We start from the raw sequence: 15604 nt of genomic DNA, 5'->3' as shown, positions 1-15604 counted from the left end.
ATTATTGTCCCCCTTCAATCATTCGGTCATAAGCAGGCAGTGTTAAAAACTCCGCAAATTCATCCTGTTCGACAAGTGTCTGAAACAGGCTGGATGCACTCGGGTATTTCTTCTCCAGTTCTTCCTGCAAAATGTCCTTCACCAATTCTTTTGTTATATTCCGCCCATCTTCAAGAACTCCATAGGGATGGCGTATCCATTGCCAAATCTGTGCCCGTGAAATTTCCGCAGTTGCCGCATCTTCCATCAGATGATTGATCGGAACAGCTCCCTGTCCAGCAAGCCATGCGGCAATATATTGAACGCCCACGGTTATATTTGTCCGCAATCCTTGTTCCGTCATGTTGCCGGCTGGGACTTCCAGCAAATCTTCCCGGGACACGCTGACATCTTCACGTTTTCTGTCAATCTGGTTGGCCGTTTTCATATTTTCATTAAAAATATCCGTCACAAGCTGTACCATTCCTGGATGTGCCACCCATGTTCCGTCATGCCCGTCGCTCACTTCCCGTTCCTTGTCAGCACGCACTTTGGAAAATGCAGATGCATTTGCTTTTTCATCCCCTTTCACCGGAATTTGTGCCGCCATCCCGCCGATTGCCGGGGCATTCCGCTTATGACAGGTCTGAATAGCTAATTGCGTGTATGCCCGCATGAATGGAACCGTCATCGTAACTTCGGCTCTGTCGGGAAAAATAACGTTTGGATCTCGCTGATATTGCTTAATAAAACTAAAGATATAGTCCCACCGGCCACAATTAAGCCCTGCAGAGTGCTCACGTAGTTCATACAATATCTCATCCATTTCAAATGCCGCTGTTATCGTTTCGATTAGTACAGTTGCTTTAACGGTTCCTTGCGGTATTCCCAGCTCCTCCTGGGCAAAAATGAATACATCGTTCCAAAGTCTGGCTTCCAGATGGTTTTCCAGTTTCGGTAGATAGAAGTATGGTCCCGTTCCGCGCTCGATTAGATCTTTTGCATTGTGATAGAAATATAATCCAAAATCAATGAAACTTGCGGAAACCGGTTCGCCTGTGATGGATACGTGTTTCTCATCCAGATGCCACCCTCGCGGCCGAACCATTAATACAGCAGGATCGCCAGACAGTATATATTCCTTTCCGTTTTCCGCCTGAAAGTCAATTTGTCTCCGAATGGCATTTTTTAAATTAATCTGTCCGTTCATCACGTTTTCCCATGAAGGTGAAGTAGCATCTTCAAAGTCAGCCATAAAGGTTTTCGCCCCGGAGTTGAGTGCATTTATCACCATTTTGCGGTCGACAGGACCCGTAATTTCCACCCGCCGATCCTGTAAATCTTCTGGCAATGGGGAAATCATCCAATCCTTTTCACGAACATCCTTCGTTTCAGAAAGAAAATCGAGTTTTTTCCCAATGTTTAATTCTTCCTGAAACTGTTTGCGCTGTTCGAGTAACTGTTTTCTGCGCTCATCAAACTTCTGGTGAAGATGGATGATAAATTTCCTGGCTCCTTCCGTTAAAACGTCAGGAAACGGATCCGCTCCACCTTCCACTTTTAACGCTTCACTTTTTGTTAGCATGAATTTCCCTCCCCCTCATTGTTGAACAATTATTCTTCTTTTTTGGACAAGCAGTATTCGCATTCCAGCACCATGCTTCTTTCATCAATCGCATTGCCACATTCCGGGCAAGTCGGTCTGTTCATGAAACACCCTCCCTTCTTATGTATAACAGTTTTTTATTTATCTTGTTGTTGTATAACAGTTTATGTGATGATTTTAAAAAATGCAACCCCTTTTTTGAAAAATTTCAAATTAAATTATTGAATGCCTATTAGGACCAGGCACAACCGGACTTAGTCAACAATAGTGAACCTTCCATCAGTGGGGAGTTTCGACGCACAGGACAAGGAAAGCTTCGGCAGCAATACATCTTCGTGAGAAAAAAAGTGGGTTTTTTCGGGGACGTCGTGTTATTATCGGCCGGGCTGAGGACCTTTTTCAAGGGGTCTCCGACTTGTTCGGGCGCTCATCGGCTTTATGAGTGACCGTCCTCGATGCAATCGACGTTGTTCGGGCGCTCATCGGCTTTATGAGTGACCGTCCTCGATGCAGTCGACGTTGTTCGGGCGCTCATCAGCTTCATGAGTGACCGTCCCTGATTCAATTGACGTTGTTCGGGCGCTCATCGGCTTTATGAGTGACCGTCCTCGATTCAATTGACCTTGTTCGGGCGCTCATCAGCTTTATGAGTGACCGTCCTCGATGCAATCGACGTTGTTCGGGCACTCATCAGCTTTATGAGTGACCGTTCCCGATTCAATCGACGTTGTTCGGGCACTCATCGGCTTTATGAGTGACCGTCCTCGATTCAATCGACCTTGTTCGGGCGCTCATCAGCTTTATGAGTGACCGTCCTCGATGCAATCGACGTTGTTCGGGCGCTCATCAGCTTTATGAGTGACCGTCCTCGATGCAATCGACGTTGTTCGGGCGCTCATCGGCTTTATGAGTGACCGTCCTCAAAAAAATCGACCTTGTTCGGTTGCTCATCAGCTTTGTTCAAGCGTTTCAACAGCTACCCAGAAAATAATACAATAAAAAAATAGCATACCAAATCGAAATTTGATTGGTATGCTACCTTTTTATTTATTCTCTTTTCCATCAACGTTATGCCCGCTTTCGCATCAGCCAGAGGAAATAGGGTGCACCGATGATGGCAACTAGTATGCCAGATGGGATCTCACTTGGAGCAAGCAATGTACGGCTTAATGCATCGGCAACCACTAGGAACGCGCCGCCTACGAGCATCGTTACGGGCAGCAGCCGCTGATTGGCAGGCCCGACTAATAGGCGTGATAAGTGTGGTGCGATCAGTCCGATAAACCCGATGGAACCGACTGCCGCTACACTGAATGCGGCGAGCAGTGTTGCTATAAGTGCCAGCTGAAATCGAGCAGACATCACCTTTAACCCAAGTCCTTTTGCCGTATCATCACCGAGTGACAGTGTATCAAGCACATGAATCCGCATCATGAGAATCGGAAATAAAATGAGTACAGGTGCAAACAGGAATTGAATCAGCTCCGGCCACCCTCTGGCATATGTTGTCCCTGACAGCCAGGTTAAGGCGGAGGCAACACCCATATCGGCCTGAACAACAAGAATCTGGATGATGGCGGACCCAAAGGCCGAAACACCGATACCAAGCAAGGCGAGAATGGTCGGCTGAAACTGTGCTCGAACAGCCAGTACCATCACAGCGATGAAAAATACAATCGATCCGGCCATCGCACCAACTGGAATCCAAGCCGCCGATACGCTAAATACGTACATGGTCAGCAGAGCACCAACTCCCGCACCGGACGTGATACCGATAACGGAAGGGTCAGCTAGCGGATTACGCAACACGCCCTGAAAAACCAACCCGCTGACAGCAAGCACCATGCCACTAACCAATGCGACAAGCGCCCGTGGTAAACGCAAATCAACGACCAGGCCAAGCATAAAGTCATCTGTTTCCCCGAACAATGCATTCCACAGCATGACAGGTTCAAACCCGTAATTTCCAGATGCCAGACTGACAACCATCGTCAGCACAATCAAGGCTACGAGAACCGGAATAACGGCTTTCATTGGCAGCTTTACAGAAGCATTCCCAGCAATGACAGAGGTGTTTTCATCCCCGTACTTGGACCGCTTCATGCGCAGCACTAGATAAATCAGCCATGGTGCACCGATAAGCGCCGTGATGGCACCAACGGGCAGTTCGGAAAAAGACGGGTCAATCACTCGTGCCAGCACGTCAGCCAGAAGCAGCACATTCCCGCCCCAGATGAACGATGCAATCAGAAGCGGCAAATGTTTCCGGTAGCCAATCAGCTTAATGATATGTGGCGCAACAAGCCCGATAAAACCAATCGGACCGGCGACACTGACCGTAACGGACGTGAGCAGCACTGCAGCTATTATTGAGATGAATTTTACGATTTTTACATTTTGCCCGAGTGCAGTGGCCATATCATCACCAAGGCTTAGTGTATCCATCTTGAACACCATGGCTAGAATAATGACAAACGCTACCGCTACAATGGGAAGGGAAAATTTGACACCATCCCAGTCATTTTGGACAAGCGTGCCCGACCCCCACAAAAATAGTCCGGCTGTTTCATTCTCATAGAAAATCTGCAGCACACTTGTCAGAGAGGAAAACAGAAATGTCACAATCATACCGGCAAGAACCATCCGGACTGGAGATGCTTTACTGCTGCCCGACAACACAAACACGATTAAAAATGTCAGAATCCCACCCATAAAAGCGGCAATGATTCCATTCCCGACCAGTACCGCCGGAAAGAAAACCGTGCTCAGCACCACGGCAAAATAGGTCCCGGAATGAATACCGAGCGTACTAGCCGAGGAAAGCGGGTTTTTCGTCACAGTTTGCAGCACCGCACCGGATACAGCCAGCGCACCGCCGGCGATAATTCCCATAACCGCTCTTGGAAGACGAAGCATACGGACAGTATGATGTTCCAAATTATCTTCAGGAGCGACAATCGCATCAATGATCGTACCAACGGAGATGGAAACGCTGCCCTGATTAATATGTATAAATGCAAGGATGCATAAAAGCGCGGTTCCACCCCCAAAGGTGAGAACCGCAGTGATGATATTGCGAAGTCGGCTATTCATCCAATCACTCTTTTACCATAGCATCTACCAGCTGTTTTGCCAGTACTTTATTGGAAAGCACACCACCAAATGTCCATGTGTCACCAGGCATCCGGTGTGTATTGCCATTCTCGACAAAACTCAAATTCTCCCAGGCTGGGTTACCTTTATAGTCCGTTTCAAAAATATTGTCATCCTCCTGAACAATATACAGGAATTGCAAGTCTTCTTGATCTTGGAAGTTCTGCAGCGCCTCAATCGTCACCTCTGAATACCCGTAAACTTCTGGCTCTTCTGTTGAGTACGCATTGTCAAAGCCAAGTTTTTTCATCACTTTGCCTACCATGGAATTATCGGTAAACATGCGGATTGTCGGTGTATTCTGTCCTGAGAATGCTTGTGTGGCAAGGAAAGTTTCCCCTTCCAGTCCAGCATCAGCTACACGCTGCTTCTGCTCATCAATATAGGCATTCAAATTCTCGATCGCCTGTTCTGCTTCATCTTTCTTATCCACTATTTTAGCCAGTTTTTTCATTTCGCCGATCATGTTTTGGTAGTGATCCTGAATCGCCTCATCACCATAAGGAGCAAACATAACAACCGGTGCAATCTCCTTCAGCTGGTCCAAATATTGTTCATGACGGAATTTAACCGCAATGATTAAATCGGGATCCTGGCGTTTGATTGCTTCCAGGTTTGGTTCTTGCCGTGTACCGACATCCGCCACGCTTTCATCGAACTCTTTATCAATGTTTACCCATTGGTGGAAACCATCCAAATCAGCTACGCCGGCAGGCTGAACGCCAAGGGCAAGCAGGTTTTCTGCATACGACCATTCCAGGGCAACAATATTTTCCGGTGTCCCTTCAATCGTCTGTTCCCCCCTTGCATCTTCAATCGTCACGGTACGCTGGTCATTATTGCCCGCATCATCCGAGTTGCCCTCATCCTTATCCTGACTGCTGTCATTTCCGCCGCATGCAGCAAGAAAAGCTAGCATCATCAAAAGAACTAGTATCGCTAATTTTTTCATTGCTCTCGCCCCTCCGTCTCGTTTGTAATCCATTCAATTGCTTCTTCAGCAGGTGTACGACTTTGCTGCTCGCATCAGCAATATCAATAAATCTCACCCACTTCAGACAGCTATGTAATTGATAAAGATTCTCATTTTCAACTATCATATTACGTTGAAAGACGATAGCCGTCAAGAAAAACCGTCACGCATTCACCATTTTTACAAACCTGTTCTCATATTGTCGTTTTTTCTTGTCGTTGCCGGTGCGGTCGAAGAAGGCAATCACATCACCAATGGCATTTTCCAGAAGTTCGCGGTCATTTGCCTTTTCCATTCGGTCAACTGCTTTTTCATAAATGTTCCCTGCCTGACGGTTATCGTTTTCATCCATATGCTCCAGGCAGTAGGCGTATTGCATATAAATCATACCCAATTTACGAGGGGATGTCTGCGGCAATTTCTCATAAATGGCCACAGCTTCTTTATAATACGGCACCGCTTGAGTGTATGCCGATTTGTTAAAGTGGTAGAACGCCATCTCTGTCAACGCCTCAGCGTGGGTCAATGTTTGCTCTTGGTCAGATCCTTGCACAAGATTAAGCGCTTCTTCTAAATACGGGTATGCTTTTTCATTTTCATCTTTGCTTCCGTATGTTTTGGCAATGGTCACCAGACTGCTGATCTTCAGCCCGGTATTTCCTTCCCCGGCCATGTCAATAACCTTGCTGTGATAAGCAAGCGATTCCTCTGTATCATTTTTCATCGAGTACATCATGCCGATTTTGAAATGAAGGTATAGAATCATATACTGATCTTTACTATCATCTTCCTGGAAATAGCTTAGTCCTCTTTTGAAATATTTAATGGCCCTGACATATTTATCCAGATTTTCTTCTGCTTCCGCCAACACCAAATAGCCGCGAGCAAGCTTGAGACGGTCAGTTTGTCCATCTTCCTCCATTTGTTTGACCGCAGTACTTAAAATCCGGCGGGCAAGTTTGAAATCACACATGAAAGCCAGCTCACCCAGCAGCATCTGATCGATTCCCGATTCATTAAATAATTCCGAGATGATGGCTGTCGCGGATTTTACTTCGCCTATTTCCGAATGGCATATCGCATCCACCATCCGCAGTTTCTCGGCAAGTTCCTTATCAAGATCCGGCTCTGCACGCAGTTCGGCTGATTTCGATAGTACATTGGGGTAATGGCCACGTTTAAACTCTTCCAACAGCTCTTCAAGCCGGTTTCGGTATGTTGTTTCCATATTATGTTTGAAATGCTCATCAAGGTTTAGAATGTCCATGCCTAACACCTTCCTTCCCACTTAAAGTTTAACCAAAATACATGGTAAAATAAAAGCGAAAGGTGATAGAGATGATCATTTATTTTGACAGTTACTGCAAATTGTGCACAAAATCGTCACTGTTTTGGAAGAAAGCGGACTGGTTCCACCATCTGAAATTTTCCTCGTTCCGCGATTTGGACAATTATCCGGAAGCGATGGCGGAAACCCTGCATGTGTATGACAGGGGCCAGTGGTTTCAAGGATTTCAGGCCATCATTTCTGTAACAAAGAAGCTGCCGGCCTTATGGGTGCTTGTACCGTTTTTATATGGTGTGAAATGGATTGGACTCGGGGATTATTTATATAAAAAAATTGCCAGAAACAGGAAACTTATCCCCGTCCGGCAATGTGATCAAGGTACATGCGGCATCACTTATGACGGTTCAGATGACAAAATCTGAATCGTCATCATTCCGTTCTCTGCCCAAGCACGAATTAAAATCGGCCTTTTGTATGTGTTTTTAAAGACAAAATCAGGCCCATGCCAGCTGACAGTCGCATCCCGTCCGGACGGAACATAAGGAACACTTCGGCTGTGCGAGTACCGCTCCACAATTTCCATTCCATCTATGTCAACGGCATTGTACAATGTGGAGGAAACCTGACAGATCCCGCCACCGATATCTTCGGCCAATTCACCTTCGATAATAACCGGGGCGCGCTGATAGCCTTTTTCTTTCGTTCGCTCGCCCACTGTTTCATTAAATGAAAACGACTCACCCGGAAACACAACATGATTATCGATTGCTTCGGCCGCCAATTCGATATTCCGCGTTCGTTCTTCGTTATTCGGGCTGAAGCTTGTCTGATAACTGCCGATTGTCTTCTCGCTTATCTGAGCAAGCAGCTCACTGTCGACACGCGGGTAAACCCTCTGTTCGGGGAGCGTCAGTTGCGTAGGGCTTCCATCGTAAAAATAATCCCGGAACAGCTTCCGGAATTTCACCCTGTCCAGTGCAGTCCCTGGCTTTTCACTTATGATGTCGCCGTCATCATCCAACTTGGCATTCACCGGCTCCTGATAGATTTTTTCATTCAAAACATCCATCTGGAGCTTAAGCTTGACATCGTCGATAAGCAGCCTGTCCACATAAGAAAGCTCAAAATCTTCTTTCATCAGCTTGTCAACGGTTTCTCCATCATCCATAACCGATAACGGGGCCGATGCCAATAAAAAAGACAAGAAAACGGTCAGCATGTAACCACCTCCTGTCTTTTAGTATCCGGCATAGCCACAAAAGTATGAATGCTATTCTGTTGTACCTTAAAAAACATAAAACGCAAAAACAATGAGTGAAATGGTTATGGTGACACCATAAATCACCAGCTGCAACGGCACGTTTGATTTCAAAGACGATGACTCGTACTCATGCGAACGCCGCAGCTGATCTTCCACCGTATCCCCTTCCTCTTCATACTTCTTTATTTTATTCTCTTCTTGTTTAAACGCATAAAACGTACCACCAAGTGCCGCAATAAATAGAACCGTCAGCAAAATAATAAGTTCAATCGTCATAGAAACCCCTCCCTATAAACCCACTATAACTGGTTTACCCTATATAAACAGTGATAAGCATCACATTTTACAGTGAAAAAACCACCCTGCCACGCGGACAGGATGGTTTGTCTTGTCTAGCTTCAGCCCCCAGCGGCTAATGCGGCTTCCCTCAGCCTATCTCACTGTTAGACCCACAGGAAGCTTAGCCTAAGGGTTGCTTTCCATTTTAATCTTTAACGGAAGTCTCGTGTGTCCTCAAGGGTGCGTGTCGCTGCAGTATATCCGACAATGCCCGCAAGTACAAGCAGGAACACATACAATGTACCGTTTTTCATAAACATGACCCTCCTCAATTAATTAAAGCATGCGCAGTTTGCCTTTTTTCAGAATAAGTTTCGGTCCGCCAAGCAGGAACAGATAACGGTTGTCAATGACCTTTTTCATCGAAACAGCTGGCTTACCGTACAGTTTATTGTCATTGAATACCGTTCCCATTGCATCTGTTTCACCAAGAGAAGCAACAGTACCTTTGTCATCGAAAACAAACTTATTCATTGGCTCCCGATGCAACAGTGCCTGCAAGTTGTTGGCGCAAGTGTCCGCATGCTGCATAGCTGCCTGTGCTGTTGGCGGGAATGGCTTGCCTTCCGCTTCATTCATGACCCATGCACAGTCACCAAGGATGAAGATGTTCTCTTCGCCCGGTGCGCGCATGTCTCCGTTGACGGTTACTTTGCCTTTGGTGATTTCGAATCCGGCTTTGGAAAGAATAGAGTTTCCTGTCACACCGCCAGTCCAGACAATCGTGCCTGCCTTAATCTCTTCATTGTCATCACCGATAACAAAACTGTTTTTCTTGCACTCGTTGATCTTGGCACCTTCCATGAACTCAACGCCGCGCTCTTCAAGTGAACGCTTCGCATAAGAAACAAGTTCGTCATCGAAACCAGGCAAGACGCGCGGTGCTGCCTCTACGTTGATGATGCGCACTTTGTTCCGGTCAATATCATATTTCTTACAGAGTTCCGGCACTTTCTCAGCAAGCTCACCGACAAATTCAATACCAGTGAAACCGCCGCCTCCGACAAGAATGGCCAAATCTTCGTCTTTCGGATTCTTATCCGTGCTATATTTAGCGAACTGATACTCGATGTGTTCGCGAATCATACGGCTTGATTCGATATCCGTAATGGAGAACGCATTTTTCTCCATGCCTTTGATACCAAATGTGTTTGTTTCAAATCCTAGCGAAATCACCAGGTAATCGTATGTAATTTCACTGTTTTTCAGAAGGACACGGTTTTCATCCTTTTTCACATCAACAACTTCATCATAAATCAAGTTGACACGATTTGGATTAATGACATCACTGATCATCATGCGTGCCTGGTTCTGATTAACAGTGCCTGCTGCCACCTGATGAAGCCATGTTGTCTGATAATGATAGTTATGCTTATTAACAAGCACTAACTCTGCTTCTTCGGGGCGTAACTTTTGCATTAGCCGCTTGGTTGTCATCATTCCGGCATAACCAGCGCCAAGAACGACTATCTTCGGTTTACTCATACAATATCCACCTCTCTTATAATGATAAATAGCGCTTGCATGCAGATTGTATAAAATGCATTTGATTGATATCATGTATATCATACCAAAGAATTACGTTTTAGGCTAACAAATTTCCACGTGTTTTCATCATTTATCCAGGTTGTCTGGAAACTTTTATGGTGGTGTTGAGGTGTGTTTATGGAAAAATTAATGATAAAACAAAATGACCCATCCGTTATAGAACTGGGGAAAGCTGACCCGCAAATGAACAAACTAATCCATGCTGTTGGAGATATAGAGGTTGCAATGCGGCCCGACTTGTTTAAATCATTGGTGCGCTCGATTATTGGACAACAAATTTCGGTAGCAGCAGCGAGTGCCATTTTTAAGCGTCTGGAAACAATGCTCGAAAATCATATCACGGCAGAGGCTATTTCAGTTGTTTCAGATGAACAACTGAGAACAATCGGCCTGTCCGGAAGAAAAGTAATTTATTTGCGTGACCTGGCTGAAAAAATTCTCCGCAGTGAAATCGTACTGGATGCCTTGCATGAACTTGACAATGATACCGTTGTGAAGCAGCTGACAAGCATCAAAGGAATAGGCAAATGGACTGCAGAGATGTTTCTTGTTTTTTCACTCGGCAGAATGAACGTGCTCGCCGTTGACGATATTGGCATCCAGCGCGGCGCAAAATGGCTGTACGAAGTCGATAAATCTGAACGCCGGAAGATACTATTGGATAGAAAGACCGTCTGGAGCCCACATCTGACCATCGCCTCCTTTTATTTATGGGAGATTGAGCATCTTGATTTTGAAAGGAAATATGAGTCGATTGATGACCTTCAGTGACAGCCCGCATGAATCTTTGTTATAGTGAAATTCCCTTAATATGCGCCGCTCCATTTGGGTGATGTCCGTCAGCGTCTGGCTCCGGATTCCGTCAGTGAAACGTCAACGTTGATATGGACGGGAAGTTCCGGATAGGCTTTTTCAAATTGTTTCTTACTATAACCCCGGACCTGGCCTTTCACATAGCCTTCTATGTTAAGCGGGTCAATGTTAAGCTCTTGAAGGCGCTTCACCATTTTTCTGGCGTTTTTTTGGAAGTCACTTTTCACCTTTTTTTCAATTGCCGGCAACCGGCTTACTGCTTTATCCTTGGAAAATTCCCTGATAACGCCCTTCATCTGTACGTTTATCGTTACTTCCACTTGACCATCCTTCTTTACAGCTTTTATGCTTCTGGAAGATTCAATATTCTGGATGGATACTTCAAAGTCTGAGGAAGAAACATTATATTGTCCATCTGAAACTCTTTCATATAGCATTTTAAACACACCGGTTTCCTGAATCGGTATCGTGTCAACCAGCTTATCCTCATCAAATAAAGCCAATGCTTTCAGATACGGCTTACCATCCTTGAGGCCAAGCATCGGCAGAAACGGATCGCGACTCTTGCTTTCCAAATGGGAACTGAATTCCTTCAGATCGGCTAACGGTAAGTGACCGTGCTGTACATTATGTTCCAGTAAATCCTCTAAATACATACCGGTTCCCTTTCCAGTTTCAAACGATTTCAGAATATCCTTGCTCGACCCTTCGGTAACAGCCAAATGTAAATTAGCCCCAATTGACGGATCCCGTAAAAGATAACGAATATAGTCTTCCATCCCTTTTTCAGCTAGTTCTTTACTGTATAAAATCACTTCCATTTTGGCATTAAGCAACTGTTCAGATGCCTGAGCATTCAGTTTAATTTTATTTTTATAAATCGTGGAGGCTGTATTGGTGTAATACAAGTCCTGCAGTTCGCCCTCTTTCGCAAAGAAAGGCGCAACGACAGTTGTCCGGACTTTGTCATCCTCCGCAAGGTCATGTCCCGCTATCGTAACGGTCTGAATCTGATCAATCACTTTTTTTGGCATGTCGATATTTGCTGCCATACTGATAATGACAAAGAGGATAAAAATGACGTAGTTACGACCCATTCTGCTTCACCTTCCTGCGAATGAAGTTTAGAAAGAACAAGAGCGGTACATACACAAATAATAAAATGAGCCCAATTTTCCCAGCCACATCATTCAATACATTAACACCCAGCCTGTCCGTCATCACAACACATGCAAGAAATAGCAAAACAAGCAGCATGACTGCCATTTTTTTATGCCCGGCGCCGAACACCCTGTCTAACGACCGCGCCGATGCCCACGTAAACAGTGCAACGTTTGGCAGAATTGAAAAAAACAGTGTTGCAATGCCAAAGTATTCGAAGCGTGCCATGAAAGGTAACTCGATAACCTTCCAGAGCTCGAGCGTTGCCCAGATGATATTCTCTAGTTCCATCTGATTATAGTACAGGTAAGACACGAGGCAGATTGCCAAATAGACTAGCATCGTGGATCCGTTTGCGAGATGGGCAAATTTTTGTGATTTCACAGCATCCCGGATAAACGGGTAAAACACAAGCAGTGCCGATATACCCATAAAACTTAAAGATGCCAATGACGACGATTGCATAATCTCTACAACTGAATGGTCCATAACTGGCATTATATTTGCCGGTTCCGCATATTTTATCGGGAAAAATAACGTTAGCACCAAAAATGAAGGATAGACCACACCAAGAAAACAGACCCCTACAACCGTCCGGAATTCAACTGCTATCGTATAATAGACAAGTGGTATGATTAGCAATAACAGTGCCCACACGTCAATATGCGGAAACATCCATACTTGAATCACCTCCACATATGTACGCAGTACCACTGTCGCCATTAATACTAAATACAATGCAAACAGCACCGTAAAAAAACCGCCCAGCCACTTGCCAAAAGTGAACTGGTGGATAGCGATAATGTCCCCCTCATCATGGTGACGGAGCATTCTGTACATGATCCAGATGACGCCACTAAACGCAATTGCCGCAACAATGAGGGATATCCATGCGTCATGGCCTGCATATTTATTGATGATACTTTGGAATCCGAGAACCCCGACACCAATCTGTGATGTCGTAATCAAGAAAAACACAAAAAAAGCGGAAACTTTATCTTTTAACGTTATCATTGTGCATCCCTCTACCTGTCTTTGTCTTTTGCTGTGGGGCGCATTACCTTACTTGGCCGGACTTGATACGGCCGTTTATTCTGCTTGTCAAATGGCAAACGGATTAGTGCATCCTTGAAATCTTTAATCCGGAATGGAAAGATTGGTTCCATGAATGGCCGGCCCAGCGAGGTGAGCCGTAATAAATGCACCATGATATAAGCAATAAAAATCGTCAATCCGAGCAGACCGTAAACATGAGCAATCAGCAATAGCGGAAACCGAATGAGACGGATCGTGTTGCTCATTTTATATACTGGTGTTGTAAATGACCCCAGTGCCGCTATTCCCACAACGATCAATAGAACATTACTTGTCAGCCCTGCTTCTACCGATGCCGTTCCAATTACGATACCACCCACAATACCGATTGTCTGGCCAACCTTTGTCGGCAGTCTGGCTCCTGCCTCACGAAGAAGTTCAATCGCCAGTTCAAGGATGATTGCCTCCATAATGGGAGGAAATGGCACTTGTGACCTGGAATTGACCAGCGTCCCCAGCATGGTGTTCGGTATTACTTCAAAGTGGTGGGTCAAAACGGCGACATACAACGGTGTCACCAAGATCGAGAAAAATACCGCAATAAGTCGGATCAGCCGGAATGCCGAAGCCACCATCCAATTTAAAAAATAGTCCTCAAATGCCGAGAAGAACTCAATCAATGTCGTCGGCCCCAGCAGCACATGTGGGGACCCATCGACGATTATAGCCACTTTCCCTTCCACAAGGATGGACGCAATTCTGTCCGGCCGTTCCGTATCCAGCAATTGTGGAAACGGTGAATTTTTGTTATCAGCGATGGACTGCTGCACAAATGAACTATCTACAACCTGGTCCAGATCAACATCCTTAATTCGCTGAACAGCTGTGTTGACGTTCTCTTCATCAGCTATCCCTTTAATGGAGACGACAGCAACTGCCGTTTTTGTCACAGTGCCAACCTGAAGTTTTTCGATATGCAATTCGGGGATAGCCAGACGTTTGCGGATAAGGTTTAAATTCGTGTCAATGTCTTCCACAAATGCTTCCTTAGGCCCCACAACGCTGAATTCCACTTCAGGTGTGCTCACTTGCCGTTTCTGATCCAAAGGGACAGGAATCAGCAAATAGGCAGGAATCGAACCCTCCATATGTATGAATAAATAGCCCTCTACAAGCTTTTCCTGCACCTTGCTTGCATCATCCAGGAGCTCTGTTTTGGCTATTGGCATATGATTCTCCAGCTGAGCCAAATCATTGTACACATAATCCTGCACACGCGGCAGGATAAACTTTTGCAGCTTTTCCGGATCGACGGATGTTTTTAAGTAGCCGACATGCATCGTACTGTCATTATGCTTGACCTGCTGATGAATGAATCCGTCCTTCTTTTTTAATTCTGTTATTAGTTTTTCAAAATCCCGCTTAATCTTCTTTTGTTCCATATTCCTATTCATGCGGACAACCTCTCAGGAAGAAAGATATATTCATGATTTTTAGTATGAAAGGATTACCGTTTTATTATGCATGAGGGGAAGTTTGCATTCGGGTTGATGTCTGCTGCGGACGTGTTGATTTTTGCCTGCAACCGGTTGATATCTATTGCTCTCCGGTTGATTCTTGCTGCTCTCCGGTTGATTCCTTGCTGCTCCCGGTTGATTCTTACCTCCGACCGGTTGATTCTCGCCCCCGATCGGTCGATTCTCGCCTTCAACCGGTTGATTCTTGCTGCTCTCCGGTCGATTCCTGCCGCTTCCGGTTGATTCTCGCCTCCGACCGGTTGATTCTTGTCCCCGATCGGTTGATTCTTGCCTTCAACCGGTTGATAACTGCGCTTGCCGGTCGATTCTTACCTCCGACCGGTTGATTCCTGCCACCTCTTAACAGTCATTTTCCCTTCTTAGAAAGATCGATCTTTAATATATGGAAAAAAGTATCAAAAAGTATACATATTTTCACAGACATGCGTAACAACTAGGAAAGGAGCGTGAAGGAGCTCTTACACACAAAATTTTTAACTGGAGGTTATCTATTATGGCACAACAAAACCAACAGCAGCTGCAACAAGCTGTACAACAAGCACAACAGGCTCAGCAGGCTGTTCAACAGGCTCAGGCAAGCGCAGATCCACAACAGTTGCAGCAAGCTCAGCAGCAAGTACAACAGGCACAGCAGCAACTGCAAAATGCACAGACTCAAGCTGGTGCCCAAGCACAGCAAGACCCTCAGGTTCAGCAAGCACAACAGCAGCTGCAGCAAGCTCAGCAGCAAGCTACACAAGCACAAAGTCAACAAAACAATCAGTAATGCTAAAGTTGCATTTAAAAAGGGAGTCCTCCACGGGCTCCCTTTTTTCATTGATTCGCAAGTATATTAATAAGTTTAGGTTCATTGTAAAATGAAATGCAACAGCTAAATAAATAGAAAGCCATCGTGAAACCACGTATAATT

Annotated in this window: 14 protein-coding genes; 3 read left to right on the top strand and 11 right to left on the bottom strand. The window is 45.4% G+C overall.

Going from position 1 to position 15604, the window contains the following annotated elements; translation table 11 throughout:
• Position 1: 1 nt before the first annotated feature.
• The 4 genes from aceB to ACFSUO_RS13590 all read right to left on the bottom strand — a co-directional run bounded on the left by aceB (position 2) and on the right by ACFSUO_RS13590 (position 6978).
• On the bottom strand, positions 2 to 1564 hold the full coding sequence (gene aceB, locus ACFSUO_RS13605) for a malate synthase A (RefSeq protein WP_382394998.1): 1563 nt from the start codon (positions 1562 to 1564) through the stop codon (positions 2 to 4).
• A gap of 1089 nt (positions 1565 to 2653) precedes the next feature.
• A complete protein-coding gene (locus ACFSUO_RS13600; RefSeq protein ID WP_382394996.1) occupies positions 2654 to 4678 on the bottom strand; it encodes an iron ABC transporter permease in 2025 nt (674 codons plus the stop codon).
• 4 nt (positions 4679 to 4682) lie between these two features.
• Entirely contained in the window at positions 4683 to 5690 is a 1008-nt protein-coding gene (locus tag ACFSUO_RS13595) for an ABC transporter substrate-binding protein (protein ID WP_382394994.1), read from the bottom strand.
• A 184-nt stretch (positions 5691 to 5874) separates the two neighbouring features.
• On the bottom strand, positions 5875 to 6978 hold the full coding sequence (locus ACFSUO_RS13590) for a tetratricopeptide repeat protein (RefSeq protein WP_382394992.1): 1104 nt from the start codon (positions 6976 to 6978) through the stop codon (positions 5875 to 5877).
• 71 nt (positions 6979 to 7049) lie between these two features.
• Between ACFSUO_RS13590 and ACFSUO_RS13585 the strand changes: the two genes are divergently transcribed.
• Positions 7050 to 7421 carry a thiol-disulfide oxidoreductase DCC family protein gene (locus ACFSUO_RS13585; RefSeq protein WP_382394990.1) on the top strand — a complete coding sequence of 124 codons (372 nt, stop codon included), beginning with the start codon at positions 7050 to 7052 and terminating at the stop codon, positions 7419 to 7421.
• Here the strand turns inward: ACFSUO_RS13585 and ACFSUO_RS13580 are convergent.
• From ACFSUO_RS13580 to ACFSUO_RS13570, 3 genes are all read right to left on the bottom strand, one after another.
• A complete protein-coding gene (locus ACFSUO_RS13580; RefSeq protein WP_382394988.1) occupies positions 7394 to 8218 on the bottom strand; it encodes a VanW family protein in 825 nt (274 codons plus the stop codon). The genes ACFSUO_RS13585 and ACFSUO_RS13580 overlap by 28 nt on opposite strands.
• A 66-nt stretch (positions 8219 to 8284) precedes the next feature.
• Positions 8285 to 8536, bottom strand: a complete 252-nt coding sequence (locus ACFSUO_RS13575; RefSeq protein WP_382394986.1) for a hypothetical protein — start codon at positions 8534 to 8536, stop codon at positions 8285 to 8287.
• A gap of 339 nt (positions 8537 to 8875) precedes the next feature.
• Positions 8876 to 10084 (bottom strand): NAD(P)/FAD-dependent oxidoreductase, encoded by a 1209-nt coding sequence (locus ACFSUO_RS13570; protein ID WP_382394984.1) that lies wholly within the window; start codon positions 10082 to 10084, stop codon positions 8876 to 8878.
• A gap of 180 nt (positions 10085 to 10264) precedes the next feature.
• Between ACFSUO_RS13570 and ACFSUO_RS13565 the strand changes: the two genes are divergently transcribed.
• The gene (locus ACFSUO_RS13565; RefSeq protein ID WP_382394982.1) at positions 10265 to 10918 is read left to right on the top strand and encodes a DNA-3-methyladenine glycosylase family protein; all 654 of its coding nucleotides are present in this window, start codon (positions 10265 to 10267) and stop codon (positions 10916 to 10918) included.
• A 68-nt stretch (positions 10919 to 10986) separates the two neighbouring features.
• On the opposite strand, the gene ACFSUO_RS13560 is transcribed toward ACFSUO_RS13565, so the two are convergent.
• The 4 genes from ACFSUO_RS13560 to ACFSUO_RS13545 are packed head-to-tail and all read right to left on the bottom strand — an operon-like array spanning position 10987 to position 14867.
• Positions 10987 to 12057, bottom strand: coding sequence for a Ger(x)C family spore germination protein (locus ACFSUO_RS13560; RefSeq protein WP_382394980.1), 1071 nt, complete (start codon positions 12055 to 12057; stop codon positions 10987 to 10989).
• Complete coding sequence (locus ACFSUO_RS13555; protein WP_382394978.1) at positions 12047 to 13135, bottom strand: GerAB/ArcD/ProY family transporter; 1089 nt, start codon at positions 13133 to 13135, stop codon at positions 12047 to 12049. The genes ACFSUO_RS13560 and ACFSUO_RS13555 overlap by 11 nt, the downstream gene beginning before the upstream one ends.
• Positions 13136 to 13146: 11 nt before the next feature.
• The gene (locus ACFSUO_RS13550) at positions 13147 to 14610 is read right to left on the bottom strand and encodes a spore germination protein (protein ID WP_382394976.1); all 1464 of its coding nucleotides are present in this window, start codon (positions 14608 to 14610) and stop codon (positions 13147 to 13149) included.
• A 53-nt stretch (positions 14611 to 14663) separates the two neighbouring features.
• Positions 14664 to 14867, bottom strand: coding sequence for a hypothetical protein (locus tag ACFSUO_RS13545; protein WP_382394974.1), 204 nt, complete (start codon positions 14865 to 14867; stop codon positions 14664 to 14666).
• 320 nt (positions 14868 to 15187) lie between these two features.
• On the opposite strand from ACFSUO_RS13545, the gene ACFSUO_RS13540 reads away from it, so the two are divergent.
• On the top strand, positions 15188 to 15460 hold the full coding sequence (locus ACFSUO_RS13540) for a hypothetical protein (RefSeq protein ID WP_382394972.1): 273 nt from the start codon (positions 15188 to 15190) through the stop codon (positions 15458 to 15460).
• The last annotated feature ends 144 nt before the right edge of the window (positions 15461 to 15604 follow it).

The organism is Lentibacillus juripiscarius, from assembly GCF_042685205.1.
Lineage (GTDB): Bacteria > Bacillota > Bacilli > Bacillales > Amphibacillaceae > Lentibacillus > Lentibacillus juripiscarius.
Note: the sequence above shows the minus strand (reverse complement) of the source record. Positions and strands in the feature narration are given on the sequence as shown.

Bases quoted from the DNA above. Each gene is read 5' to 3' on its own strand.
- aceB (WP_382394998.1), bottom strand. From the start codon at position 1,564: ATGCTAACAAAAAGTGAAGCGTTAAAAGTGGAAGGTGGAGCGGATCCG.
- ACFSUO_RS13600 (WP_382394996.1), bottom strand. From the start codon at position 4,678: ATGAATAGCCGACTTCGCAATATCATCACTGCGGTTCTCACCTTTGGG.
- ACFSUO_RS13595 (WP_382394994.1), bottom strand. From the start codon at position 5,690: ATGAAAAAATTAGCGATACTAGTTCTTTTGATGATGCTAGCTTTTCTT.
- ACFSUO_RS13590 (WP_382394992.1), bottom strand. From the start codon at position 6,978: ATGGACATTCTAAACCTTGATGAGCATTTCAAACATAATATGGAAACA.
- ACFSUO_RS13585 (WP_382394990.1), top strand. From the start codon at position 7,050: ATGATCATTTATTTTGACAGTTACTGCAAATTGTGCACAAAATCGTCA.
- ACFSUO_RS13580 (WP_382394988.1), bottom strand. From the start codon at position 8,218: ATGCTGACCGTTTTCTTGTCTTTTTTATTGGCATCGGCCCCGTTATCG.
- ACFSUO_RS13575 (WP_382394986.1), bottom strand. From the start codon at position 8,536: ATGACGATTGAACTTATTATTTTGCTGACGGTTCTATTTATTGCGGCA.
- ACFSUO_RS13570 (WP_382394984.1), bottom strand. From the start codon at position 10,084: ATGAGTAAACCGAAGATAGTCGTTCTTGGCGCTGGTTATGCCGGAATG.
- ACFSUO_RS13565 (WP_382394982.1), top strand. From the start codon at position 10,265: ATGGAAAAATTAATGATAAAACAAAATGACCCATCCGTTATAGAACTG.
- ACFSUO_RS13560 (WP_382394980.1), bottom strand. From the start codon at position 12,057: ATGGGTCGTAACTACGTCATTTTTATCCTCTTTGTCATTATCAGTATG.
- ACFSUO_RS13555 (WP_382394978.1), bottom strand. From the start codon at position 13,135: ATGATAACGTTAAAAGATAAAGTTTCCGCTTTTTTTGTGTTTTTCTTG.
- ACFSUO_RS13550 (WP_382394976.1), bottom strand. From the start codon at position 14,610: ATGAATAGGAATATGGAACAAAAGAAGATTAAGCGGGATTTTGAAAAA.
- ACFSUO_RS13540 (WP_382394972.1), top strand. From the start codon at position 15,188: ATGGCACAACAAAACCAACAGCAGCTGCAACAAGCTGTACAACAAGCA.